Source organism: Streptomyces sp. RKAG293 (assembly GCF_023701745.1).
In the GTDB taxonomy this organism is placed as follows: domain Bacteria; phylum Actinomycetota; class Actinomycetes; order Streptomycetales; family Streptomycetaceae; genus Actinacidiphila.
In genome coordinates this window covers 7,785,797-7,809,052 of the sequence record NZ_JAJOZB010000001.1, presented here as the reverse complement: position 1 = coordinate 7,809,052, position 23,256 = coordinate 7,785,797, and the positions used below count along the sequence as shown (strand labels likewise).

Below are 23,256 nucleotides of genomic sequence, written 5' to 3'. Positions count from 1 at the left end.
CGGCTGCCTCAGCGGGGCAGCGGAACCGCCTGGATCCGGTCCTCGGCCGGACGCGGCCGGGCGGTGTCCGCGCCGCGGCGCAGCCGCCTGCGGTTCAGGAACTGGTCGGTCCACAGGGCGGCCAGCACCCCGCCGACGGCGCCCAGCAGCGCCACCCCGGCGAGCCCGCGGCTCTTGGTGCCGAGTTCCGCGGCGGCGCTGGGCGGCACCAGGAGGTCCACGCTCATCCGCGACGCGGACGGGATCCCCTGCGCCGACTGCATGTCCTGCAGGTGCTTGGTGTAGACCTCGATGATCTGCCGCACCGCCGCGTCCGCGGCGATCAGCTCCGGCTGTTCCGCCTGGACCTGCAACGAGGGGATCAGATAACGCGGAGTGGCACTGGTGCCGCTGTTGCGCGGAATCAGTTTGTACGTGCCGTGCACGCCGGCGGCGGCCAGTTCGGCCTCGCCCGCGGACGATTCCATCTGCTGGATGATCGCGTAGGAGACGGCGGCGAGCGGCGGCTGCAGATTCGCGAGCTGGTTCGGCTGGTTGTCGGTCACCGGCGGCTTGAGCACGACGACCGCCGAGCTCAGATACGACTGGGCGGGCCGGAGTACCTGATAGGCGCCGGCAGCGGTGAGCAGCACCGCCAGTACGAGTACGTACCAGCGGCGGAGCAGCGCACGGACGAGCTCGCCAGGCGACACGGGACTTCCTTCCGTCAGGACCGATACTCGCAGTTCACCGGGGAAGCCGCCACCGAATCGGGCACCCCGCGGACGGCACGGTGCCCGCGCCGGTACGACCTATGCTGGCCGGGGCCCCGGACCGACCGGCGCCGCGCAGGGGTGCCGGGGGTGGGTTCATGAGCCTCAGTGAGATCTGTGCCGTGCTGCGCAGGCGCTGGTACTTCATGGTGCCGATCACCCTGCTCAGTCTCTTCGCGGGCCTGTACCTGAACCGGACGGTCCCGGTGGCCTACCAGTCGCAGAGTTCCGTCGCCCTGCTCGACTCCAGGGGAGTCGCCAAACTGGCTCCGACCTTCGGCAACCCCATATCGAACGCCGGCGGTTCGCTGATCGTCACGGCGGACGTCCTGATCCGCACCCTGGCCTCGTCCGACTCGGCGCGCGACCTGAGCACCCGCGGTGTCACGGACCCGTACACGGTCGCCTTCGCGGCGAACACCTCAGGACCGCTCATCACCCTGACCGTCACGGGCACCGACCGGGCGAAGGTGCTCAACGAGACCACCACCATCACGGACTTCGCCGGCGAAGCGCTCAAGGCCCTCCAGACCGAGGCCAAGGTCTCGCCGGCGTACTTCGTCCAGACCACGCCCGTCGTACTGCCGCAGGTACCGGTCTCGCAGCTCAAGAGCCGGTACCAGCAGGTCATGGGCGTCATCATCATCGGCGTCGCCGCCGCGTTCGCGCTGTCCTTCGTGACCGAGAGCATCGCGTTGACCCGCCGCCGCAGGATCGCGGGATCGGACATCGACCCCTGGCCCGCCAAGCGGGTTCCCAGGGGCCTTTGGGGCCGGCGGCTGGACGCCACCGCGATCCTCACCGGGTACATGGCGCTGGCCCTCTTCATCCCCTCGGACCTCGCGCTGCCCGCGCTCGGCGGCGTCGGCACCCCCGCCAACGTCTTCGCCCTGCTCGGGCTCTTCTGGTACCTGGCGGCCTGGCTCACCGGCCGGATCCGCCCGGCCCCGGGCACCCGGCTGCCGCGGGTGGCGATGTGCCTGCTCACCGTCGCGGTGTTGATGTCCTACCTCGCGAACGCGGGCCGCAGCAGTTCGCACAAGGAGATCCTGGCCGCCGACCGGGGACTCATCGGGCTCCTGGTGTGGGTGTCCCTGGTGGTCCTGGTCTCCGCCGGAATCCAGACCCGCGACCGCCTCGACGTCCTGATGCGCCGGGTCATCGTGATGGGAACCGTGGTGGCCGCGATCGGCTACTACGACTTCTTCACCGCGACCAACATCGCCGACCACATCAACGTCCCCGGCCTGAACACGAGCGTCGCCCAGATCACCGCCATGGACCGCGGCTCCTTCACCCGGCCGCGCTCCACCACCGCGCAGCCACTGGAGTTCGGCGGGATGCTGGCCATCCTCGTCCCGTTCGCCATCCATCAGGCTTTCGATCCGGTGCGCAAGCACCTCAGCGTGTTCCGCCGCTGGGGGCCCGTCGCGATCATGGGCGGCGCCCTGCCGCTGACGGTGTCGAGGACGTCCATCATCGGCGCCCTGCTGGTCGCCCTCATCATGATGCCCCGCTGGACACCGCAACGGCGCTGGAGCGCGATCGGCCTGCTGATCGGGTCGGTCGCCTGCTTCAAGGTGATCATCCCCGGGCTGATCGGGACCATCACCACCCTGTTCGCGACGTTCCTGAACAACTCCGACAGCAGCACCCAGGCCCGCACCGTGAAGTACAGCGCGATCGTTCCCTATCTCACCGAACGTCCGCTGTTCGGACGCGGCTTCGGGACGTTCATGCCCGACCTCTACTTCTTCACGGACAACCAGTACATGATGACCCTGGCCGAGATGGGCGCCCTGGGGCTGGTCGCGCTCCTGACCCTGTTCATCGCCGGGATCCACAACGGGGGCGCCATCCGCCGCCTCGCCCGTACCGAGTCCGACCGCGAGCTGGGGCAGGCGTTCTTCGCCTCGGCCGTGGTCGCCCTCGTCATCAGTGCGACGTTCGACGCCCTCGGCTTCCCCATGTTCGCCGGAATCTTCTTCCTGACCCTCGGCGCCGGCGGCAGCTACCTGGGCTTCATCCGGCGCGACGCGGAAGCCCGGGCGGCCGACGTGCCCGCCGCCCCGCCCGTGACCCCGTCCGCAACCGAACCGAGGACCGCCGCGCCCGTCCGGCGCGAAGCCGAATCCCAACTCGTGGAGTCCTGATGCCCCCCAAGAACGCGGCCGAGGGCACCGGCCCTGTCGCCGTCCTTGTCGTCACCTGGAACAGCGCCGCGGTGCTCCCGGAGTTCATCGCCTCGCTCCCGGCAGGCATGGCCGGTCTCGACTGGCGGCTCGTCGTCGCCGACAACGACTCGGCCGACGACACCGTGGCCGTACTGAGCGCCCTCGCCCCCGACGCCACCGTCGTCCAGACCGGCCGCAACGCCGGATACGCGGCCGGTGTGAACGCGGCGCTGGGCGCCGCCGCGCAGTGGGACGGCGGCTTCCGTGCCGCGCTGGTGTGCAACCCCGACATCCGCATGCGGCCGGGCTGCGCCAAGGTGCTGGTCGACGCGCTCGGCAGCGAGCTGCCCGACGGCGACCGCGTCGGCATCAGCGTGCCCCTGCTGTACGAGGAGGAGGACGGTGCGCCCCTGCAGTCGCTGCGCCGCGAGTCGAGCGTGACCCGGGCGCTCGGCGAGGCGGTCGTGGGCAACCGCAGGGCCGGCCGCTTCCCGCGCTGGAGCGAAATGGTCACCGACCCCGCCGCGTACGAGGGCCCGACCCGGGCCGACTGGGCGACCGGGGCCCTGATGGCGCTGTCGAAGGACTGCCTGGACACCTGCGGTGCGTGGGACGAGTCGTTCTTCCTCTACTCCGAGGAGACCGAGTACTGCCTGCGGGCCGGGGACCACGGCTATGCGACCCGGCTGGAACCCGCGGCCAGTGCGATGCACCTCGGCGGCGACTCCCAGGTCTCGCCGCGCCTGTGGACCCTGCTGACGCTCAACCGCGTCCGGCTCTACGGGCGCCGGCACGGACCGCTGGCGACCACCGCCTTCCGGGCGGCGGTCCTGCTGCGGGAGACCTCGCGGGCAGCGCTCGGCCGGCCCGCGAGCAGGGCCGCCGCGGCCGCCCTGCTCAGTTCGTCCGCACTGCGCGCGACTCCCGGGCCCTGAGGCCGGACAGCCCTAGGCAGGCGGCACCGAGCCCTCCCACGCCGTGTAGAAGCTCGCCGGGTTCACCAGGTACCGGACGGTGGGGCACGGCACATGCCGCACCTCATGCCGTCTGCTGTAGCGGCGGATGAGCTCCCAGTCCTCCCGCGGCAGCACCTCGGGGGTCCGGCGCAGCCGGCTGAAGTGCAGCGAGCCGTTGCGGCGGGCCACGAAGGCGTTGGTGTCCAGGAAGGATTCCCGGGCCGACCTGCGGCGGTCGAAGGGCACCGACAGGATGTCCATCTCGGTCCCGTCGGGCAGGACGCGGCGCAGCGCGGTGTAGACGCCGTCGGGTCCGCCGGGCGCCTCCAGCACCGCCAGCGCCTGCTCCAGGTGGTCCGGCTCCCACAGGTTGTCGTCGTCCAGGAAGGCGACGTACCGCGAGCGGGTCAGCCGGATCCCGACATTGCGGACGATACCCGCGGTGGCGGTGTTCCGGGACAGCGACACCGCGAACAGCCGCGGGTCGTCGGGCAGTTCCGGCAGCCCCGCGCAGTCGTCCACGACGATGACGACGTGGTCCCGTACGGTCTGGTCCAGCGCGGAACGTACCGCTTCGAGCAGTGCCTCCGGACGCCGGTGGGTGGCGATCACGGTCGCGACCAGCGCTTCGGGGACCTGACCCAGGACAGCCGCCAGCCGAGCCGTCTCGGCGGTCTCGAAGCGGCGCAGCCGCAGGGCGGAGGGCGCCAGCACGAGCTTGTTCCTGGTCTCGAAGAGCACCAGCCAGCCGAAGGCCCACTTGAGCAGTTCCCAGGGGGCGCGGGCGATACGACGCATCGTTTCCTCTCTCATGTCGCCGTTCCGGGACGTGCGTGGTGTCCGCGGCGTCGCCCGGAGCCGCCGCTCAGCAGCAGGTGGAGCGGCCGCTCGACGATCCGCCACAGCAGCGCGGCAGCGCACAGGGAGCCGGCCAGCATGGCCAGTTCCACCGCGATCACCTGCGCCACCCCCCAGTCGGGGGCGCCCGCCGCCGGGACGTGCAGGGCCTTGCTCGCGAAGCGGATGACGAGTTGGTGCACCATGTAGAAGGCGAAGGAGACCTCGCCCAGCCAGACCGCCCGGCGGGTCGACCACAGCGTGCGCCGCCCCGCGAGGTCGGCGGTGGCGAGCGCCGGGATCAGCAGCGCCAACGGTACGACGGTGGCCGCGACGTAGCCGAAGCGCACCGGAAGATAGCCGACCGACACATACGCGGCGACCAGGAGCAGGCCGGCGGCCCAGATCGGGAAGCGGATCCACTGCCCGGTACGGACGATCCGGGCGAGCACCATGCCGAGGCAGAACTCGCTGATCCGGGTGGCCGGCAGGACGTAGAGGAACCAGTACGCGGTCGGCTCCGACCAGCCCGCCGTGACCAGCGGGAGGCAGCAGGTCAGCACGGTCAGCCCGGCCGCCAGCGGCCACAGCGCCCGCGGGCCCAGCCGGGTCAGCCCGCGCAGCAGCCAGGGGAAGAGCAGGTAGAAGAAGGCCTCGCAGGAGAGCGACCAGGAGACGGTGTTGAGCCCGAAGTAGACGTCCGGGTCGCGGCTCCAGGACTGGACGAGCAGCAGGTTCGGGACGACGACGCCCGGGGAGCCGCCGCCGGTGGCCGATGCCGCTCCCCCGGCCACGGCGACCAGCGCGGCGAGCGCGGTGATCAGGTGGTTCGGGTAGATCTTCGCGGCACGTTTGCGCCAGCTCCGGCGGGCCCGCTCCCCCGGCCTGGCGGACCAGGTCAGCACGAAGCCGCTGAGGATGAAGAAGAAGGACACGCCGATCGCGCCGTGCCCGAACACCCGGCCCAGCAGCAGGTCGCCGCTGGACCCGGCCGGGAAGAGGTGGGCGACCTGCAGATGGAACCCGAACACCAGGAACGCCGCGGCGAACCGCAACCCGGTGAGCGAGGGCAGCCGCCCCCGCTCCGGGGTATCCGCGGTCGGCGCCGCGGTCGGTTCCGTGGTCGGCGGCACCGCGATGGACCGCGGCGTCAGCCGGCCGGCGTCAGGCACGGCCTCGGTCATGTCATCCCCCAGTAGGTCCTGCTGCGGGCACGACCGGAGTGCCGTCCGACATCCGGTTCCCGCTCCAGACGTTCCCCGACCCGCCGGTGTTCCAGTGCGCGACCGCACCGTAGTGGCCGCTGCCGGGGTGGTACTCCGACGAGAAGACGTTGTTGATGACCTGGATCCCCTTGGCGCCGGCGCCCCCGCCGTACAGCGCGTAGGAGCCGCCGGCCAGCCAGTTGTTGTCCACGACGGTGCTCAGGACCGCGCCGGTGTCGTCGTACAGACCGATGCTCGCGGTCCCGCCCTTCTCGACGCCGACCGGGTTCAGCAGGGTGTTGTGCCGGACGATCAGCGGGGCGGAGCCTGCGCCGTCGCTGATCACGGCATCGGTGTGGGCCCACTGGCCGGACGAGTTGATGAACGGGACGAGGCCGTGCACGTAGTTGTCGTGCAGGTTTCCCTGCCCCATGGACAGCGAGTTGCTGAACACCGAGATGTCGCACCATCCCACCTCGATGGAGCTGCCGCCCATGTTGGAGACCCCGTAGTCCTCGCCGCCGTTGTCCGGTCCCTTGCCGGGGATCCCGGTGATGGTCGAGTGCAGCACCCGCAGGCCGCTGAACTTCGGGCGGAGGTTCACACCCCACCAGTTGGTGGAGGTGATCCGGCTGTCGATGATCGTGACGTTGTTGGCGTAGATGTCGAGCGAGCCGGTGATGTCCCAGCCGCGGATCACCGTGCCGTCCTTGGTGATGCTCAGCGCGCCGGTGTTGTGCGGCTTGAGGGCGATGCGCGGCCCGGTGGTGGTCGCGTCGGGGAAGCCACAGGCGGTGGGCGACGCGCACGGCCCTGATGCCGGGAACTTCCCGGTGCCGGTGCTCGCGCCCCCGGTGGTGGGGGGATGCACCGTCGGGAGGGGTACGGGCGTGCCGCTGCCGGCTCCGGGCACGGTCGTGCTGCTGCCGGGCGTGGGCGTGGGCGGGGCGGCGTCATCGGGGGGAGGCGACCCTCCTGGACACGTCAACGCACTGTCCGGGCAGTCCGCGACCGAGTGCTCACCGGTGCTGGAGCGGGTCGCCAGAAACACGGTCAGGACGCCTGCCAGCAGGACCCCCGCCAGTAAAAAGAGCACTATGCGGCTTCGTCTTCGGAGCATGTGGCCCACCTCGTGGTCTCTCGTCGGTACACGGTGCCGGGCCAGTTGCCCTGGTGCATGTCGTCGGGTGGTTCATCGGTTCACGCGATCTTCCGGTGCCGGCCGCCGCTGGGCCGGGTGCCACGCAGGAAGTCGCGGCTGGGCAGTACGCACACGATGTAGCTGAGCAGCGCGGCGGTGCCGATGGCGAAGAGGGCGGGCTTGCTGTCGCCGATGCCCCGCTCCAGGCCGAGGATGACCGCGGCCATCACGCCCCCGCCGAGGAAGGGCCAGGCGCAGGCCCGGCCGATCGACCGCAGGCTGATGCCTCCCCGGCTGAGCGCGAAGAGGAACACCGGCACCACGAGGCCGCCCGCGACCAGGACATGGCCCTGCGCGACCCCGACGATGCCCTCGGCGCGGCCGGCGAAGATCAGTACCGGGATGAGGGCGACCAGCCACAGGCCCTGCACCATGATCAGCGAACGGCGCTGTCCGATGGCGACCAGGCAGTCGTACGCGAGCTCGCAGCCGATGCGCACCAGTCCGAGCACCATCAGCCAGGGCAGTGCCTTCGCGGCGGGAAGCCACTGGTCCCCGTAGACGAGTCCGACGATCGGGCCCGCGAGGACCCCCAGCAGCACGCACAGCGGGACCGTGCCGGTGATCAGGACGCCCAGCGCGCGGCTGAACCCCTGGGCGAGCGCCTGTGGCGAGTCGGCCAGCCGGGAGAACCCGGCGAAGGAGACCCGGCGCGCCGCCTCGGAGATGATCCGCACGGGCCAGCCCGACATGTTGAACGCGAGCACGTAGAAGCCCAGCGCCACCTTGCCGGTGGTCGAGCCGACCACCATCGTGTCCACGTTGACCACGCCGAGGGCCAGCATGCTGGCCCCGGCGAGCGGCAGCCCGAACCGGAGCAGCGCCCGCGCCTGCTCCGGGTCCCAGCCGAACCTCAGCGTCCCCGGGGCGGCCAGACAGCAGCCGATCAGGGCCGCGACGTTCCCCACCACCGCTCCCCAGGCGAAGCTCATCGCGCCCCAGCCCTCGAAGGCCAGCAGCAGGGTCACCGCGGTGCTCAGCACGAAGTTGAGCGCGTCGATGACCATCCGTTTGCCCTGGGCGAACTCACGGGTGAGGAAGCCTGCGGGCACCTGCGACAGCCCGTCGAGCACCACACAGATGCACATCACCCGCAGCACGCCCGAGGCTTCGGGCGAGCCCAGCAGCCGCGCCACGGTCGGGGCGGCGGTGAACAGCGCCACGTACAGCACACAGCTGGAGATCGCGCTGAGGGTCAGCACGGTCGGCGCGAACCGGCGGGCGTCGCCCTCCCAGCGCACGATGGCCAGCCCGACGCCGAGTTCGTTCGCGGACAGCAGGACCAGCAGCACCGTCTGGGCGATGCCGTACACGCCCCACGCCGCCGGCCCCAGGACGAAGCGCGCCAGGATGATCCCCGTCGCGAAGTTGCCCAGTCGCATGACGACGGTGTTGATCAGGCTCCACCGGGCGGCCGACCTGACCTTCTGGCCCAGCGACGGCGGGGCCGGGGCCGTTTCCAGGTCGGCTGCCGGCCCGAGGGCGGATTCCGTGCCGGGCCCGGCCCCGTCGAGCACCGGGGGGACGGATATGCCGGTCGTACCGGGCGTTTCGCCGGCCGTGGTGGCCGTTACGCGTGCCCTCTCCATGAGACGACTCCTTGTCGAGCGGCTCGCAGGATGCGCGGGTCACACAAACCGATGCGCTTCTGTCTCGGTTGCTTCGGAGTCGGACTCCTCGACGGGCTTCGACCACCGGGGAGCCGGCCGGACCGTCGGTGTTGCCGTGGATGGTGCCGCGGGCTGTCCGGCCGGCTCCCCCGCCGCCGTCTTCTGGACCGCGGCCGGTTGCGGCGCCGCCGGCTGAACGGCGGCCGGCGGAACGGGACCTGCGACCGGCGGTGCCGCCGGCTGCTCGTCCGTCCCGTCCTCGACGGCCGGCACGCTCGCGACCACCGGCTGCGAGGCGGGCCGCGGCCGCCGCCGGGCCTCGACGTAGAACGCGGCCACCATGCTGGACACGAACCCCAGCAGGCCGGCCATGATCAGGTATTGCAGCCGCTTCTTGGTCTCGGCCACCGGGTTCTGCGGGGGCACGACCGTCGTCATACGGATCATGGCGTTCGGAGCCACCGACTGCTCCGTCTGGAACTGCTTCAACCGGGCCTCGGCGTACGTCGTCAGGATCTTGTCCGACTCCAGAACGCTCGCCGGGTCGGTACCCGTCACCGTGAGCCACATGAGCGGGCCCTGCGCGTTGTCGGCGATCTTCGCCTGGTAGACCCCGGTGAGGCCCTGCGCCCTGAGGTCCACGATCGAGGCATCGGAGTTCAGATTGCGGGCGAGGCTGTCCGCCATCCCCGTGAGCGAGGTCTGCGTGCTCAGGAAGGGGTTGCCGTCGAAGGCGACGGTGGCCTTCTGCGAGTTGAGGAGCGCCACCGTGCTCTGCGACTGGTACGTGACCGGCACCATCAGATACACACCGGCCGTCAGAGCTGCGGTGAGCAGCAGTCCGGGCAGCAGCACGTACCAACGCCTGCGCATGACCCGGCAGATCTCTGCGAGATCCATGGTGTTCCCCCTCGCGGCCCACGTTCGTGGGTATCGCGCGCCGCGGCGGCCGCGGCACTGTCGTATCTGTTCCGGTCGCCGGCCCGCCCCCGTGCCGACTGTGATCGAGCATATGGTGCATCCGGACCGGGTGCGGCCTGTTCCGGCCCCACTTCGGGCGGCCGTCCCACCGGCCGCCCGACTCCCGTCCGGACCGTACCTAGTTGCCCGGGTCGTCCTGCACCCGCAGGTCGGTGGGTCTCAGCCGGCCGCTCGCGCCGCCCCCTCCCAGCAGGACCTCGGCGATGCGGTCGCTGGCGTGCCCGTCCCACAGCTCCGGGCAGCGGGCCGCGGGCGGGTTGTCGAGCACCCGGTTCACCGTGGCGACGATCCGCTCGGGATCCCGGCCCGCCAGCACGTTGGTGCCCTGCTCGACGGTGATCGGGCGTTCCGTGTTGTCCCGCAGGGTCACGCACGGCACGCCCAGCGCGGTGGTCTCCTCCTGGATGCCGCCCGAGTCGGTCAGGACGACACGGGCGGAGTCCTGCAGGGCGATGAAGTCGAGGTACCCGGCCGCCGGCACCAGCCGGATCCCGCCGGGCACGCCCAGTTCGGCCAGCCGCCCGGCCGCCCGCGGGTGCACGGGCAGCAGCAGCGGACAGCGGCCGGCGATCTCGCCGAGCGCCTTGAGCAGCCCGGTGAGCGACTCCGGGTCGTCCACGTTGGCCGGCCGGTGCAGGGTGACCAGGCCGTACTCGCCCCGGGTGAGCCCGTACCGCTCCAGGACGTCCGACTTCCTGGCCCGTTCCAGGTTGGCGAGCAGGGTGTCGATCATGACGTTGCCGACGACATGGATCTGGTCGTCCCGGTACCCCTCGGCGCGCAGGTTCACCGCGGCGTCGGGCGACGGGGCCAGCAGATAGTCGCTGACCCGGTCGGTGGCGACGCGGTTGACCTCCTCCGGCATGCTCCAGTCGCGGCTGCGCAGCCCGGCCTCGACATGGGCCAGCAGCGGGCCGGCCTTCGCGGTCACCAGGGCGCAGGCGAGGGTGGAGTTGATGTCCCCGACCACCACCACCGCGTCCGGTGCCACCTCGTCGAGCAGCGGCTCGAAGGCCGCCATCACCCGTCCGGTCTGCTCGGCGTGCGTGCCCGAGCCGACGCCGAGGAAGCGGTCGGGGGGCCGGATCCCGAGGTCGCGGAAGAACACCTCGTTCATGGACTCGTCGTAGTGCTGTCCGGTGTGGACGAGAACCACCTCGGCGCCCCGGCGCTCCAGGGCGTCCATCACCGGTTTGATCTTCATGTAGTTGGGTCGCGCTCCGGCGACGCAGATGATCCTCATCGGGTCAGAGCACCTCGATCGTGGGTCCGGCGGACAGCTTGCGACGGCAGTCCAGGACGAAGGAGGCGTGCTCCGTGACGAGGTCGTAGTCGAAGGAGTCGTGGTCGGTGAGCAGGACGACCACATCGGCCGCCGCCAGCTCCTTCTGGGTCGGCTCGACCCGGACGAGCCGGGTGTCGACCGCCATGCTCTCCACCACGTGCGGGTCCGCCGCCCTGACCTTGGCGCCCATGTTGAGCAGCAGCTGGGAGATCCGCAGCGCCGGCGACTCACGGGCGTCGCCGGTGTTCTTCTTGTAGGCCAGTCCGAGCAGCAGGACGCGCGAGCCGTTCACCGAGCGGCGCTTGGTGTTGAGGACGTCGATGATCCGGCGCGTCACGTAGTCGGGCATGTGGCTGTTGATGTCGTTCGCCAGCTCGACGAAGCGGAAGCTCTGGCCGAGCTCACGCTGTACCCGCCAGGACAGGTACGAGGGGTCGATCGGCAGGCAGTGGCCGCCGACGCCGGGTCCCGGGGTGAACTTCATGAAGCCGAACGGCTTGCTGGACGCCGCTTCGATGGCCTGCCAGACGTCGATGTCGAGGTGGCGCGCGAACATCGCTATCTCGTTGACCAGCGCGATGTTCACATGCCGGAAGGTGTTCTCCAGCAGCTTGGCCAGTTCGGCCTCCTTCGGCGAGCCGACCGGCACCGTCGTGTCGACCAGGTCGTCATAGAAGCTCTGCACGGCCTTCAGGGACGCCGCGTCGACTCCCGAGACCACCTTCGGCGTCTGCTGGAAGCCCCAGACGGGGTTTCCGGGGTCGATGCGCTCCGGGCTGTAGCCGAGATGGAAGTCGGCTCCGGCGGTCATTCCCGAACCGTCCTCCAGGAGCGGTCCGAACAGCTCCTGGGTGGTGCCCGGATAGGTGGTCGACTCCAGGACGACCGTCGCCCCGGGGCGCAGATAGCGGGCCAGCGTGCGCGCCGACTCCTCGATGTAGCGCAGGTCCGGCACACCTTCGTGCAACGGGGTCGGCACGGTCACCACGGCGACGTCGAAGCCGCCGCAGTCCCGGGCCGACTCGCTCGCCCGGTACGCACCGCTCGCCGTGACGGCGCGCAGCCGCTCGGAGGAGACGTCCTCGACGTAGGACTCCCCCGCCGCCAGGCTCTTGACCCGCTGGGTTGCCACGTCGTAGCCGATCACCTCGTGACCGACCTCCGCGGCCCGAACGGCCAGTGGCAGCCCGACATATCCCTGTCCCACCACGACGACGCGCATCAGTATCTCCTGTTCGCGAAACCGGTTGCCGGTGTGCGGTGGATGAGCTCCCGCGCCGTCATGGCGAGGAAGAGAGCGTTGGTGGTGAAGTAGCGCTTGCCGAGCCGCCGCGGTTCCTGCAGCGTCCGGTAGAACCACTCGAGGCCCATCCGCTGCCAGACCTCGGGCGCTCGCTTGGTGATGCCGGCCAGGATGTCGAAGGAGCCGCCGACGCCGTGCACGACATGGGCGTCGGTCCGCTTGCCGTAGCCGGCGGTGAAGATCTCCTTCTTGGGCGACGTCATCCCGAGGAACAGCAGCTGTGCGCCGCTGTCGGCGATCGCGTCGGCGACGGCCTCCTGCTCGGAGTCGGCGAAGTAGCCGTTGCGGCTGCCGGCCACCCGCAGGGCGGGGAAGCGCAGACCGACCTGCCGCAGCATCATCTGGAGCACCTCCTCCTTGGCGCCGAGGAAGTAGACGGACATGTCCGCCTTCTCGGCCGCCGCGAGCAGGCGCATGAACAGGTCGATGCCCGCCACCCGCTCCGGCAGCGGTGCCCGCAGCACCTTGCCGGCCCAGACCACCGCCTGTCCGTCGGCGAGGACGAGGTCGCAGCCGGCCACCGCGTGGGCGAGTTGGGGATCGCGCCGCATGTTCACCAGCTTCGCGGCGTTGACCATCCCTATTTCGAGCTGTTCGCTGTTCCGCACCGCTTCGAGGCAGCGCTGAACGGTCTCATCCATCGTCATGGCGTCCAGTGCGACGCCGAACAAGATCTGCCGCTTCATCTCTGCGCTCCCCCGAGCCATGCGAACAGCATCCAGCCGAACTCGTACGGGCGGCACTCGCGGTCCACCGAGGCCGGGCGGAACACCCGGTCGAGCGGTGTGAGCCGTGCCGTCGGAGCGACGCGGGTGGTGAGCCCGCGGGCGGCGCGGACGGCCTTCTTCGGGTCGCCGCGGTAGACCTTGCGCCAGGTGACCCCGAGCTCGTCGAGGATCAACGGCTCGGGGACGGCGCCGGCTCCGGCGGACCGGGTCAGCTCCGGTACCTCCGTCATCCAGCGCAGCCCGCTGCGGATCGCCGCGGCGAAATCGGTGCCTCCCGCGTCGGCGAGGTCGAACAGCGCGGTCGGGGCCATCGCGTGCTGGTGGACGCTGTAGACGGGATACCCCTCCACGACACCCGCCCGGCGCGCGTCGTAGTGCCACCACCACTGGCCGCCGTCGCCCTGCAGTGCGCAGATACGGGTGGCGCACGCGTCGGACGCGGCGAGCGCCTCCGGGTCGTCACCGCTCGCATGGGCGCGGGCCAGCGCCTGCAACGGGTAGGTCTGGTCGGCGAAGCACGCCACATGCGACCGGTACCAGGGCACCAGGCCGGGTCCGGTGGCGTGCGGGAACAGCGGGCTGTTGCCGATCCTGGCGCGCAGCAGCCGGTCACGGGCGGCGGTGAGCCGGCTCTCGACGTCCACCGTGCCGCGGGCGGCCGCCAGGGCGGACAGCACCCAGGCCGCCTCGACCGTGTACTGGGGCCGGCCGGGCTCGTCGAGTGCGGCGACCCGTTCGAGCGCGTCCGACAGTTTCGGGTGGCCGGTCTCGGCGGCGGCCCAGGCGATGAGCGCCGCGTCCCCGAGGTTCCGCACCGCGGGCAGCCGCTGGACCAGCAGTCCGGTGAACTCCTCGGCGGTGTGCCCGCCGAGGACGGCGCGCTGCCGGTCCTCGGGCAGGAACCTGGCGCCCAGCGCGGTGATCGCCGCGTACCGGGTGCTCGTCCCGCGCTGCTCCAGGTGCCAGGAGCCGTCGGGAGCGGCGGTTCCCGCCCTGGTGAAGACGAAGGTGTCGCTGCCGGGGAGGTACATCCCGGGCAGTCCCGCCTCGGCCACCGCGAGGAGGCGTTCGGCGAGGGCGTGCAGCGGCTGGTCCGCGGCCGCCAGTGCTCCCAGTCGATCCGTGGTCATCGCACCCTCACCCCGATCACACACATCGCGGGGTGTTGCACGGTCGGTTCGGTGCGGATGATCGGTTCGGTGCGGATGAAACGTTCATGCCGTTGATCAGGCCGTCGGTCCTCCCGACGGCGCCCGCTGTGCACACCCGGCGAATCGGGTGCGTCGGCGAGACGTCTGCGCGGACCACGTATGTCCGAGCGGTGCGGCTCTGGCACACCTACCCCCCCTCTGGTCTCTCCTGGTTCAGACTTGCGGTTCTCGCTCCGCGGAGAGGGCCGTGCGTGACGCCGCCCGGGTCGGCCCCACGGCATCGCCCCCCGATGCCGTGCGCCGCTCGAACGTCGCACTACCTGCGTGCCCTTCCGACCACGTGTCGGAATCAGCCACGCCTGAACAGGCAGCATCCGTCGAAGCGGTTCTCACTTCGACCCAACTGCCACAGGTGCCCCCACCGCGTACAAACCCCCACTGCGCACCGCTTGTTGCGTGCTCAGCTCGCGCGTACATACACACGGTATGCCTACGGATGTTCGCTGATCGGCGTTTTGAGGAAATGGCGCCGCTCAACCTCTGTGTGCCTCGTCAGCCACGCTCGAAGAGCGCGCCGTCCTTCTCGTCGTGCAGCACGCCGGTGCTGGGACACTCCCAGACGCCCGGCTCGCCGTCGCGCTCCAGCAGCTTGACCCCGGCCCGGCCGACCCAGCCGATCCGTCGCGCCGGCACCCCCGCCACCAGGGCGAAGTCCGGTACGTCCCGGGTGACCACGGCCCCCGCCGCGACCAGTGCCCAGCGGCCGACCCGCACCGGTGCCACACACACCGAACGGGCGCCCAGCGAGGCGCCTTCCGAGACCTCCACACCGACGGGCTCCCAGTCCCCGCCACGTTTCTGCTTGCCCTCCGGATCCACCGAACGCGGATAGAAGTCGTTGGTGAGCACGACGGCCGGGCCGACGAAGACGCCGTCGCCGAGCACCGCCGGCTCGTAGACCAGTGCGTAGTTCTGCAGCTTCACGTTGTCGCCGATCCGGACTCCCGGACCGACGTAGGCACCCCGGCCCACGATGCAACTGCGACCGAGCCGGGCCTGCTCACGGATCTGCGCCAGATCCCAGACGGTGGTCCCGTCGCCGAGTTCGGCCGTGTCGTCGACCTGGGAGGTGGGTTGAATCCTGACACTCACGGCGCTGTCCCCTAACGGCGGGCGAGGGTGCACAAGTTGTGCAGGTCGAGCATAGGGGCTGTGAAGAGATCAGCCCCCGTCAGTCAACGGACTGTTCACGGAATCGCCTTCGGGACCGCATTCGGGACCGGATCCGGCCAGGGCCACCGCCGACGCCGGAACGGTGGCTTGGACTCTTCGACGGAGCTGCTGGACTCCCGGGTTGCCGACGTCACGGGTCTTGACATGCCCGAGCGCCGGAACGGGAGACTACGGCGTCAAACCTCCGATGACTTGATGGGCGGGGACCGAACCTGTCCGGTGTGTCCCAGGAAGGGAACCTCAATGTCCCGATCTCTCGACCCTCAGCACCGCGCCGAACACTCCGAACGTCCCGAAGGCCCCGAAGGTCCTGAACGCACCGCGGAAGGTTCGTCGCCGTCCCGCCGCGCATTCCTCGGCGGCTCGGCCGGTGCGATTCTGGCCCTCGCCGGGCTGCCGCGGTTCACCGCGCACGCGGATCCGGCCATCGTCCGCCCGTCCGCGGCGTCGCTGGTGCCCGAGGCCGATGCCGTGGCGCTGTGGTACCCGGCTCCGGCGAGCGAGGCCACGATCATGGAACAGGGCCTGCCCATCGGCAACGGCCGGCTCGGCGCGATGGTCGGCGGCCATCCCTCGCGGGACTTCCTCTACCTCTCCGACGCCACCCTGTGGACGGGCGGCCCGAACGCGTCCCTGGGCTCCGACGGACAGTTCCCCTACGGCACCGGCGATTTCGGCACCTTCGGGCTGCTGGCCAAGGCCTTCCTGAACCTCCCGGCGCACACCCCCCTGCGGTGACCGACTACCGGCGCCGGCTCGACCTCAGCAACGGGCTCGTCACCACCACCTACCGGCTCGGCGGCGTCACGTACCGCCGTGAGGTGTACTCCAGCCACCCCGACGAGGTGATCGTGGTGCGGCTGACGCAGAGCGGCGGCGGCTCGTACACCGGCGGTCTGACGCTGAACGGGACCCGCGGCGAGGCCGTCACCGCCGACAGCGTGGCGGCCACCGCGTCGTTCGCCGGCACGCTCGCCAATGGCCTGAAGTACGCCACCGCCGTACGGGCCACCGGAACCGGTGGAACGCTCTCCGCGGCCGGCTCCGACGTGACGTTCTCCGGGTGTACCGAGGTGCTGCTCGTCATCAGTGGCGGCACCAACTATTCTCCCACCGCCGCCGGGTTCAAGGACCCGTCCGCCGATCCGAAGGCCATCGCGGCCACCCGTGCCGCCACCGCCGCCGGGCTCGGCGGCGCCGCGCTGCTGGCCACCCACACGACCGACTACCAGACGTTGTTCACCTCGATGACGGTCAGCCTCGGCACGTCCTCGGCCGCGCAGCGGGCGCTGGACACCGGCGCCCGGCTCACCGCCCGCGCCGCTTCCGCCGCCGCCCCCGACCCGGAGCTGGAGGCCTCCTACCTGCAGTTCGGCCGCTATCTGATGATCACCGGTTCGCGCGGCAGCGTTCCGCTGAACCTCCAGGGCCTGTGGCTGGACCGCAACGATCCGGACTGGATGGGCGACTACCACACCGACATCAACGTCCAGATGAACTACTGGCTGGCCGACCGGGCGGGCCTCGCCGGCTGCTTCGAGGCGTTCGCGGAGTACTGCCTCGGGCAGCTGCCGTACTGGCAGGACCGTACCCGGACGCTGTTCAACGACTCCCGCAACGGCTTCCGCAACAGCAACGGCAGGATCGCCGGCTGGACCACCGCCATCTCCACCAACGTCTGGGGCGGGCTCGGATGGTGGTGGCATCCGGCCGGCAACGCCTGGATCGGCAACTCGCTGTTCGAGCACTACGAGTACACCCAGGACGCCGGCTATCTGGCCAGGATCTACCCGCTGCTCAAGGGCGCCTGCGAGTTCTGGGAGGCGCGGCTGATCACCACCACCGTCACCGACCCGGCCACCGGGGCCTCCCGCCAGGTGCTCATCGACGACAGCGACTGGTCACCCGAGCAGGGGCCGACCAACGCGAAGGGGATCACGTACGCGCAGGAGCTCGTCTGGCAGCTCTTCGAGAACTACCGCACCGCCTGCGCCGCCCTGGGCCGGGACGGCGCGTACGCCGCCACCGTCGCCGGGCTGCAGAGCCGGCTGTACCTGCCACAGGTCAGTGCCACCACGGGCTGGCTGGAGGAGTGGATGAGCAACGACAACCTCGGGGAGACGGCCCACCGCCATCTCTCCCCGCTGATCGGCCTGTTCCCCGGCGACCGCGTCAACCCCGCCACCAGCCCGGCCGCACTGCTCACCGGCGTCACCAACCTGCTCACCGCCCGCGGCATGGAGAGCTTCGGCTGGGCCTGCGCCTGGCGGGCGCTGTGCTGGGCGCGGCTGCGCAACGCCGACAAGGCCTACCAGCTGGTGCTCACCGTGCTGAAGCCGTCGGTCGGCCACAGCAACGGTGCGGCGGCCAACATGTTCGACATGTACAGCATGGGCTCCCGGTCCACCTTCCAGATCGACGCCAACTTCGGTACGCCGAGCGCCATGATCGAGATGCTGGTCCAGTCCCGGCCCGGCACCGTCGAGCTGCTTCCCGCGCTGCCCGGCGCCTGGGCGGCCGCGGGCAGCGTCACCGGTATCGGCGTCCGCGGCGGCTTCACCGTCGGGTTCGCCTGGAGCGCGGGCCAGGTCACGTCGATCACGCTGCACAGCGTGGGCGGCACCCGGACGACCGTCCGGGCCGGCGCCTGGAGCCAGGACGTCACGCTCTCCCCCGGCGGCACCACCACCCTGGTCCCCACCCCCGCGCCGACCGTCTTCACCCTGGTCAACCGCCGCAGTGGCAAGGCCATCGACGTACCCGGCGGCTCCACCTCCACCGGTACGGCGCTCATCCAGTACGGCGCGCACGGCGGAACGAACCAGCAGTGGACGTTCACCGGAACGGGCGCCGCCGGCAGTGAGCGGTTCCGGATCACCAATGTCCACTCCGGACTGGCGATGGACGTCAACGGCGGGTCGACGGCCGACGGCGCCACCATCATCCAGTGGACCCCGTCGGGCAGCACCAACCAGCAGTGGACGCTGGCCGACGCGGGCGGCGGCTACGTCAAGATCGTGAGTCTGCGCAGCGGCAAGCTCCTCGGAGTGGCCGGTGACTCCACCGCCGATCTGGCGGCCGTCGTGCAGCAGACCGACACCGGCAGCACGAGCCAGCAGTGGCGGCGGACGGCCGTGTGAGCGGCGGCGCGGCGCACGGGGGTGACCCGTGCGCCGGACCGCCGGCGCGTAGCGTGACCCTCTGCGTTGCCGGGCCGGCGGGTCCTGGCGAGCGTCACCGTCCCTGAGGAGTTGTCGTGTGGCATGACCTGATGTCCGTTCAGGTGCCGATCGCGGAGAAGATCGTCCGCACCGTCCTGGTCTACGCCCTGATCCTGATCCTGTTCCGGCTGGCCGGAAAACGGGGCCTGGCGAACCTGAACACCTTCGACTTCGTCGTGATCTTCCTGCTGTCCAACGTCGTGCAGAACGCCATCATCGGGGCGGACAACAGCCTGCTCGGCGGGGTGATCGGCGCGTTCACCCTGATCGCCGTCAACTCCGCGGTGAACCGCTGGCTGGCCGGCGACCCCCGCGCGGAACGGCTGCTGGAAGGAACCCCGACCACCGTCATCGAGGACGGCGAGCTCGTGCCGCAGGCCATGCGCGATCTGGCGCTGAGGTCCGCCGAGATCGAGCACGCGGTCCGGATGCAGAACGGCGAGGCCATCGCGGATGTGGCCTCGGGCCGGCTGGAACCGGACGGCCATCTGATCATCACCCTCAAGCCCGCCGAGCAGAACGCCACCCGCGGTGACGTCGAGGCGCTGCAGGCCCGCCTGACGGCGATCGAGAACCTGCTCAAGGACCTCGCCGCGGGCCGGCCCTCGTAGGTCGTGTCTTTGACGTCCCGTCAGGGCACCATGAGGCCATGCTGCTGCGTCAATTGGAGTACCTCGTCGCGCCGGCGCGGGAGCGGCACTTCGCCCGCGCGGCGGCGGCCTGCTACGTGTGCCAGCCGTCGTTGTCCGCCGGGATACGCCGGGATACGCCGGCTGGAGCATGACGTACGGCTGCACTACACCGGCTCTTCGACGAGAAGCTGATCGGCGCCATGAAGCGCGGCGCCTATCTGATCAACACCGCCCGCGCCAGGATCTGCGACCGGGACGCGGTCGACCGCGCGCTGCGCGGCGGACAGCTCGCGGGGTACGCCGGTGACGTCTGGTACCCGCAGCCCGCGGGGCCCGACCACCCCTGGCGCACCATGCCCCACCACGGCATGACCCCGCACATCTCCGGCTCCACGCTCGCCGCCCAGGCCCGGTACGCCGCGGGGACCCGCGAGATCCTCGAGTCCTGGTTCTCCGGTGCGCCCATCCGCGACGAGTACCTCATCGTCGACAAGGGAGCGCTGGCCGGAACGGGCGCCCACTCCTACTCCACCAGCACGCCCGCCGCCCGCTGAGGCCCGGGAAACACGAAGGCCCGCCGGCCCGGGATCGCTCCCGGGCCGGCGGGCCCCGCCGTGCGTCGCTCGTCAGCCGAGGGTCGCGATGGCGTCGTTGAACGTCTTCGACGGACGCATCACGGCCGAGGCCTTGGCGTCGTCGGGACGGTAGTAGCTGCCGATGTCGGTCGGTGAGCCCTGGACGGCGATGAGCTCGTCGACGATGGTCCGCTCCTGCTCGGCCAGCGTCGTGGCCAGACCCGCGAACGCGCCGGCCAGCTGCGCGTCGTCGGTCTGCTTCGCCAGCTCCTGCGCCCAGTACAGCGCCAGGTAGAAGTGGCTGCCGCGGTTGTCGATGCCACCCAGCTTGCGGCTCGGCGACTTGTCCTCGTTGAGGAACGTGCCGGTCGCCCGGTCGAGGGTGTCGGCGAGGACCTGGGCGCGCGCGTTGCCCGTGGTCTGCGCCAGGTGCTCGAAGCTGACCGCGAGGGCGAGGAACTCACCCAGGCTGTCCCAGCGGAGGTAGTTCTCCTTGAGCAGCTGCTGGACGTGCTTGGGGGCGGAGCCGCCGGCGCCCGTCTCGAACAGGCCGCCGCCGTTGATCAGCGGGACGACGGAGAGCATCTTGGCGCTCGTGCCGAGCTCCAGGATCGGGAAGAGGTCCGTCAGGTAGTCGCGCAGCACGTTGCCGGTGACCGAGATGGTGTCCTCGCCGCGGCGGATGCGCTCCAGGGAGAACGCCGTCGCCTGCTCCGGGGTCTTGATCTCGATCTGCAGCCCGTCGGTGTCGTGCTCGGGCAGGTACGCCTTGACCTTGGCGATCAGGTTGGCGTCGTGCGCGCGGCCCTCGTCGAGCCAGAACACCGTCGGGTTGCCGGTGGCGCGGGCCCGCGTCACGGCGAGCTTCACCCAGTCGCGGATCGGCACGTCCTTGGTCTGGCACATGCGGAACACGTCGCCCGCGCCGACCGTCTGCTCGAGTACGGCGTTGCCGTCGGTGTCGACGACCCGGACGGTGCCGGTGGCCGGGATCTCGAAGGTCTTGTCGTGGCTGCCGTACTCCTCCGCCGCCTGCGCCATCAGGCCGACGTTCGGGACGGAGCCCATGGTCGCCGGGTCGTAGGCGCCGTGCGCGCGGCAGTCGTCGATGACGACCTGGTAGATGCCGGCGTAGCTGCTGTCGGGGATGACGGCGAGGGTGTCGGCCTCCGAGCCGTCCGGGCCCCACATGTGGCCGGAGGTGCGGATCATGGCCGGCATCGAGGCGTCGACGATGACATCGCTCGGGACGTGCAGGTTGGTGATGCCCCGGTCGGAGTCCACCATGGCCAGCTCGGGGCCCTCGGCGATCTCGGCCTCGAAGGACGCCTTGATCTTCGCGCCCTCGGGCAGCGACTCCAGGCCCTTGAGGATGCCGCCGAGCCCGTCGTTCGGGCTCAGGCCGGCCGCGGCCAGGGTCTGGCCGTACTCGGCGAACGTCTTCGGGAAGAAGGCCCGCACGACGTGGCCGAAGATGATCGGGTCGGAGACCTTCATCATCGTGGCCTTCAGGTGCACCGAGAACAGCACGCCCTCGGCCTTGGCCCGGGCGACCTGCGCGGTGAAGAACTCACGCAGCGCGGCGACCCGCATGACGGACGCGTCCACGACCTCGCCGGCGAGCACGGGTACCGACTCGCGCAGCACCGTGGTGCTGCCGTCGTCGCCCACGAGCTCGATGCGCAGCGAACCGTCCGCGGCGATGACCGTGGACTTCTCGGTGGAGCGGAAGTCGTCGGCGGTCATGTGCGCGACGTTCGTCTTCGAGTCGGCCGTCCACGCGCCCATGCGGTGCGGGTGCGCCTTGGCGTAGTTCTTGACGGACGCGGGTGCGCGGCGGTCGGAGTTGCCCTCGCGGAGCACCGGGTTGACGGCGCTGCCCTTGACCTTGTCGTAGCGGGCGCGGACGTCCCGGTCCTCGTCGGTCTTCGGGTCGTCCGGGTAGTCCGGCAGCGCGTAGCCGATCGACTGCAGCTCGGCGATGGCCGCCTTGAGCTGCGGGATCGAGGCCGAGATGTTCGGCAGCTTGACGATGTTGGCTTCTGGGGTCTTGGCCAGCTTGCCGAGCTCGGCGAGCGCGTCGTCGACACGCTGGTTCTCCGCGAGACGCTCGGGGAAGCTGGCGATGATGCGGCCGCTGAGCGAGATGTCGCGGGTCTCGACGCGGACGCCCGCGGTCGAGGCATAGGCCTGGATCACCGGCAGGAGCGAATACGTCGCCAAGGCCGGGGCCTCGTCAGTGTGCGTATAGATAATGGTCGAGTCAGTCACCAGTACTCCGCTTCACGTCGACAAACGTCTCGACATCAAGATATCTCGTGAGCGCCGCTACCTGAAACCGACCCCCGGCGTCGGGCGGCGGCGCGCCCGCCGTGGCGGCTTCCGGGACCGGACGTCCGTGGCCGAAAAGGCGCACTTGCCGCAGGGTTCGCTCCGCCAGCACACTCACACCGGCACTCTTGCGGCATCCCCCACCCGAACCGGAAGTCCTGCGGTGCCTTCCGGATTCAAAGTTGTCATGCACCTGTCGCTACGTGCCTTCCCCCACACGAGAGGAAGAACGGTGAAGAACTTCCTGAAGCCACTCGGCCTGCAGCGCGGCCTGAAGCCCCTCAAAAGGTACGCGGCGCTCGGCGCGATCACCCTCGCCGTCTTCAGCCTGCAGCCCCTCAGCGCCCAGGCGACCGCCCCCAGCCCGGAGCCCGGGCCGTCCGTCGTCGGTGGCACCCGCGCGGCGCAGGGCGAGTTCCCCTGGATGGTCCGGCTGTCCATGGGCTGCGGCGGCGCGCTGTACACCCAGCAGATCGTCCTCACTGCCGCGCACTGCGTGAACGGCAGCGGCGCCAACACGTCCATCACCGCCACGGCGGGCGTCGTCGACCTGCAGAGCGGCAGCGCCATCAAGGTCAAGTCCACCCGGGTGCTGCAGGCCCCCGGCTACAACGGCAGCGGGAAGGACTGGGCGCTGATCAAACTCGCCAAGCCCATCAACCTGCCGACCCTGAACATCGCCGGCACGACCGCGTACAACTCCGGCACGTTCGACATCGCGGGCTGGGGCGCCAGAAGCGAGGGCGGCGGCCAGCAGCGCTACCTCTACAAGGCCAAGGTCCCGTTCGTCAGCGACGCGTCCTGCAGCAGCTCCTACGGCGGCGACCTGATACCCGGCGAGGAGATCTGCGCCGGCCTCTCCCAGGGCGGCGTCGACACCTGCCAGGGCGACTCCGGCGGTCCGATGTTCCGCAAGGACAACAACAACCAGTGGATCCAGGTCGGCATCGTCAGCTGGGGCGAAGGCTGCGCGCGAGCCGGGTACCCGGGCGTCTACACCGAGGTGAGCACCTTCGCCTCCGCAATCCAGAGCGCCGCCGCCGGCCTCTGAGCATCCCCCCACGTACGGTCCGCCGCCCGC

General features: G+C 70.6%; 17 protein-coding genes and 3 pseudogenes. 8 read left to right on the top strand and 12 right to left on the bottom strand.

Translation table 11 applies throughout. The features are described from left to right. Positions 1-8 precede the first annotated feature (8 nt). Positions 9-692 carry a hypothetical protein gene (locus LNW72_RS34535; RefSeq protein WP_250978972.1) on the bottom strand — a complete coding sequence of 228 codons (684 nt, stop codon included), beginning with the start codon at positions 690-692 and terminating at the stop codon, positions 9-11. 158 nt (positions 693-850) lie between these two features. Between LNW72_RS34535 and LNW72_RS34530 the strand changes: the two genes are divergently transcribed. Both LNW72_RS34530 and LNW72_RS34525 read left to right on the top strand, forming a co-directional pair. Then, complete coding sequence (locus LNW72_RS34530; protein WP_250978971.1) at positions 851-2,905, top strand: O-antigen ligase family protein; 2,055 nt, start codon at positions 851-853, stop codon at positions 2,903-2,905. After that, positions 2,905-3,861 (top strand): glycosyltransferase family 2 protein, encoded by a 957-nt coding sequence (locus LNW72_RS34525; protein ID WP_250978970.1) that lies wholly within the window; start codon positions 2,905-2,907, stop codon positions 3,859-3,861. The genes LNW72_RS34530 and LNW72_RS34525 overlap by 1 nt, the downstream gene beginning before the upstream one ends. A 12-nt stretch (positions 3,862-3,873) precedes the next feature. On the opposite strand, the gene LNW72_RS34520 is transcribed toward LNW72_RS34525, so the two are convergent. The 10 genes from LNW72_RS34520 to LNW72_RS34475 form a co-directional block, all read right to left on the bottom strand. After that, complete coding sequence (locus LNW72_RS34520; RefSeq protein WP_250978969.1) at positions 3,874-4,695, bottom strand: glycosyltransferase family 2 protein; 822 nt, start codon at positions 4,693-4,695, stop codon at positions 3,874-3,876. Beyond that, positions 4,692-5,903, bottom strand: coding sequence for an acyltransferase (locus LNW72_RS34515; protein WP_250978968.1), 1,212 nt, complete (start codon positions 5,901-5,903; stop codon positions 4,692-4,694). The genes LNW72_RS34520 and LNW72_RS34515 overlap by 4 nt, the downstream gene beginning before the upstream one ends. A gap of 1 nt (position 5,904) precedes the next feature. Beyond that, entirely contained in the window at positions 5,905-6,795 is an 891-nt protein-coding gene (locus tag LNW72_RS34510) for a hypothetical protein (RefSeq protein WP_250978967.1), read from the bottom strand. Positions 6,796-7,124: 329 nt separating this feature from the next. After that, positions 7,125-8,714 carry a lipopolysaccharide biosynthesis protein gene (locus tag LNW72_RS34505; RefSeq protein ID WP_250978966.1) on the bottom strand — a complete coding sequence of 530 codons (1,590 nt, stop codon included), beginning with the start codon at positions 8,712-8,714 and terminating at the stop codon, positions 7,125-7,127. A gap of 39 nt (positions 8,715-8,753) precedes the next feature. Beyond that, positions 8,754-9,635 carry a chain length determinant protein gene (locus tag LNW72_RS34500; RefSeq protein WP_250978965.1) on the bottom strand — a complete coding sequence of 294 codons (882 nt, stop codon included), beginning with the start codon at positions 9,633-9,635 and terminating at the stop codon, positions 8,754-8,756. A 199-nt stretch (positions 9,636-9,834) separates the two neighbouring features. After that, positions 9,835-10,959 (bottom strand): non-hydrolyzing UDP-N-acetylglucosamine 2-epimerase, encoded by a 1,125-nt coding sequence (wecB, locus tag LNW72_RS34495; RefSeq protein ID WP_250978964.1) that lies wholly within the window; start codon positions 10,957-10,959, stop codon positions 9,835-9,837. 4 nt (positions 10,960-10,963) lie between these two features. Continuing rightward, on the bottom strand, positions 10,964-12,223 hold the full coding sequence (locus LNW72_RS34490; protein WP_250978963.1) for a nucleotide sugar dehydrogenase: 1,260 nt from the start codon (positions 12,221-12,223) through the stop codon (positions 10,964-10,966). Next, complete coding sequence (locus LNW72_RS34485; protein ID WP_250978962.1) at positions 12,223-12,990, bottom strand: WecB/TagA/CpsF family glycosyltransferase; 768 nt, start codon at positions 12,988-12,990, stop codon at positions 12,223-12,225. Before LNW72_RS34485 ends, LNW72_RS34490 begins: the two co-directional genes overlap by 1 nt. Then, a complete protein-coding gene (locus LNW72_RS34480; protein ID WP_250978961.1) occupies positions 12,987-14,162 on the bottom strand; it encodes a hypothetical protein in 1,176 nt (391 codons plus the stop codon). The genes LNW72_RS34485 and LNW72_RS34480 overlap by 4 nt, the downstream gene beginning before the upstream one ends. A 573-nt stretch (positions 14,163-14,735) precedes the next feature. Then, positions 14,736-15,335: an acyltransferase gene (locus LNW72_RS34475; RefSeq protein WP_250978960.1), complete on the bottom strand. Its 600-nt coding sequence runs from the start codon at positions 15,333-15,335 to the stop codon at positions 14,736-14,738. 324 nt (positions 15,336-15,659) lie between these two features. On the opposite strand from LNW72_RS34475, the pseudogene LNW72_RS34470 reads away from it, so the two are divergent. The 5 genes and pseudogenes from LNW72_RS34470 to LNW72_RS34455 form a co-directional block, all read left to right on the top strand. Then, a pseudogene (locus tag LNW72_RS34470) lies at positions 15,660-18,109 on the top strand (glycoside hydrolase N-terminal domain-containing protein); the annotation flags it as partial. After that, the gene (locus tag LNW72_RS34465; RefSeq protein WP_250980425.1) at positions 18,107-18,556 is read left to right on the top strand and encodes an RICIN domain-containing protein; all 450 of its coding nucleotides are present in this window, start codon (positions 18,107-18,109) and stop codon (positions 18,554-18,556) included. The pseudogene LNW72_RS34470 and the gene LNW72_RS34465, both read left to right, overlap by 3 nt. A gap of 116 nt (positions 18,557-18,672) precedes the next feature. Continuing rightward, on the top strand, positions 18,673-19,248 hold the full coding sequence (locus tag LNW72_RS34460; RefSeq protein WP_250978959.1) for a YetF domain-containing protein: 576 nt from the start codon (positions 18,673-18,675) through the stop codon (positions 19,246-19,248). A gap of 38 nt (positions 19,249-19,286) precedes the next feature. Then, positions 19,287-19,400: pseudogene (locus LNW72_RS41385) on the top strand (LysR family transcriptional regulator); the annotation flags it as partial. 36 nt (positions 19,401-19,436) lie between these two features. Next, positions 19,437-19,823: pseudogene (locus LNW72_RS34455) on the top strand (NAD(P)-dependent oxidoreductase); the annotation flags it as partial. A 72-nt stretch (positions 19,824-19,895) separates the two neighbouring features. On the opposite strand, the gene LNW72_RS34450 reads toward LNW72_RS34455, so the two are convergent. Continuing rightward, entirely contained in the window at positions 19,896-22,115 is a 2,220-nt protein-coding gene (locus tag LNW72_RS34450; protein ID WP_250978958.1) for an NADP-dependent isocitrate dehydrogenase, read from the bottom strand. A gap of 319 nt (positions 22,116-22,434) precedes the next feature. On the opposite strand from LNW72_RS34450, the gene LNW72_RS34445 reads away from it, so the two are divergent. Continuing rightward, complete coding sequence (locus LNW72_RS34445) at positions 22,435-23,226, top strand: serine protease (RefSeq protein WP_250980424.1); 792 nt, start codon at positions 22,435-22,437, stop codon at positions 23,224-23,226. Positions 23,227-23,256 lie beyond the last annotated feature (30 nt).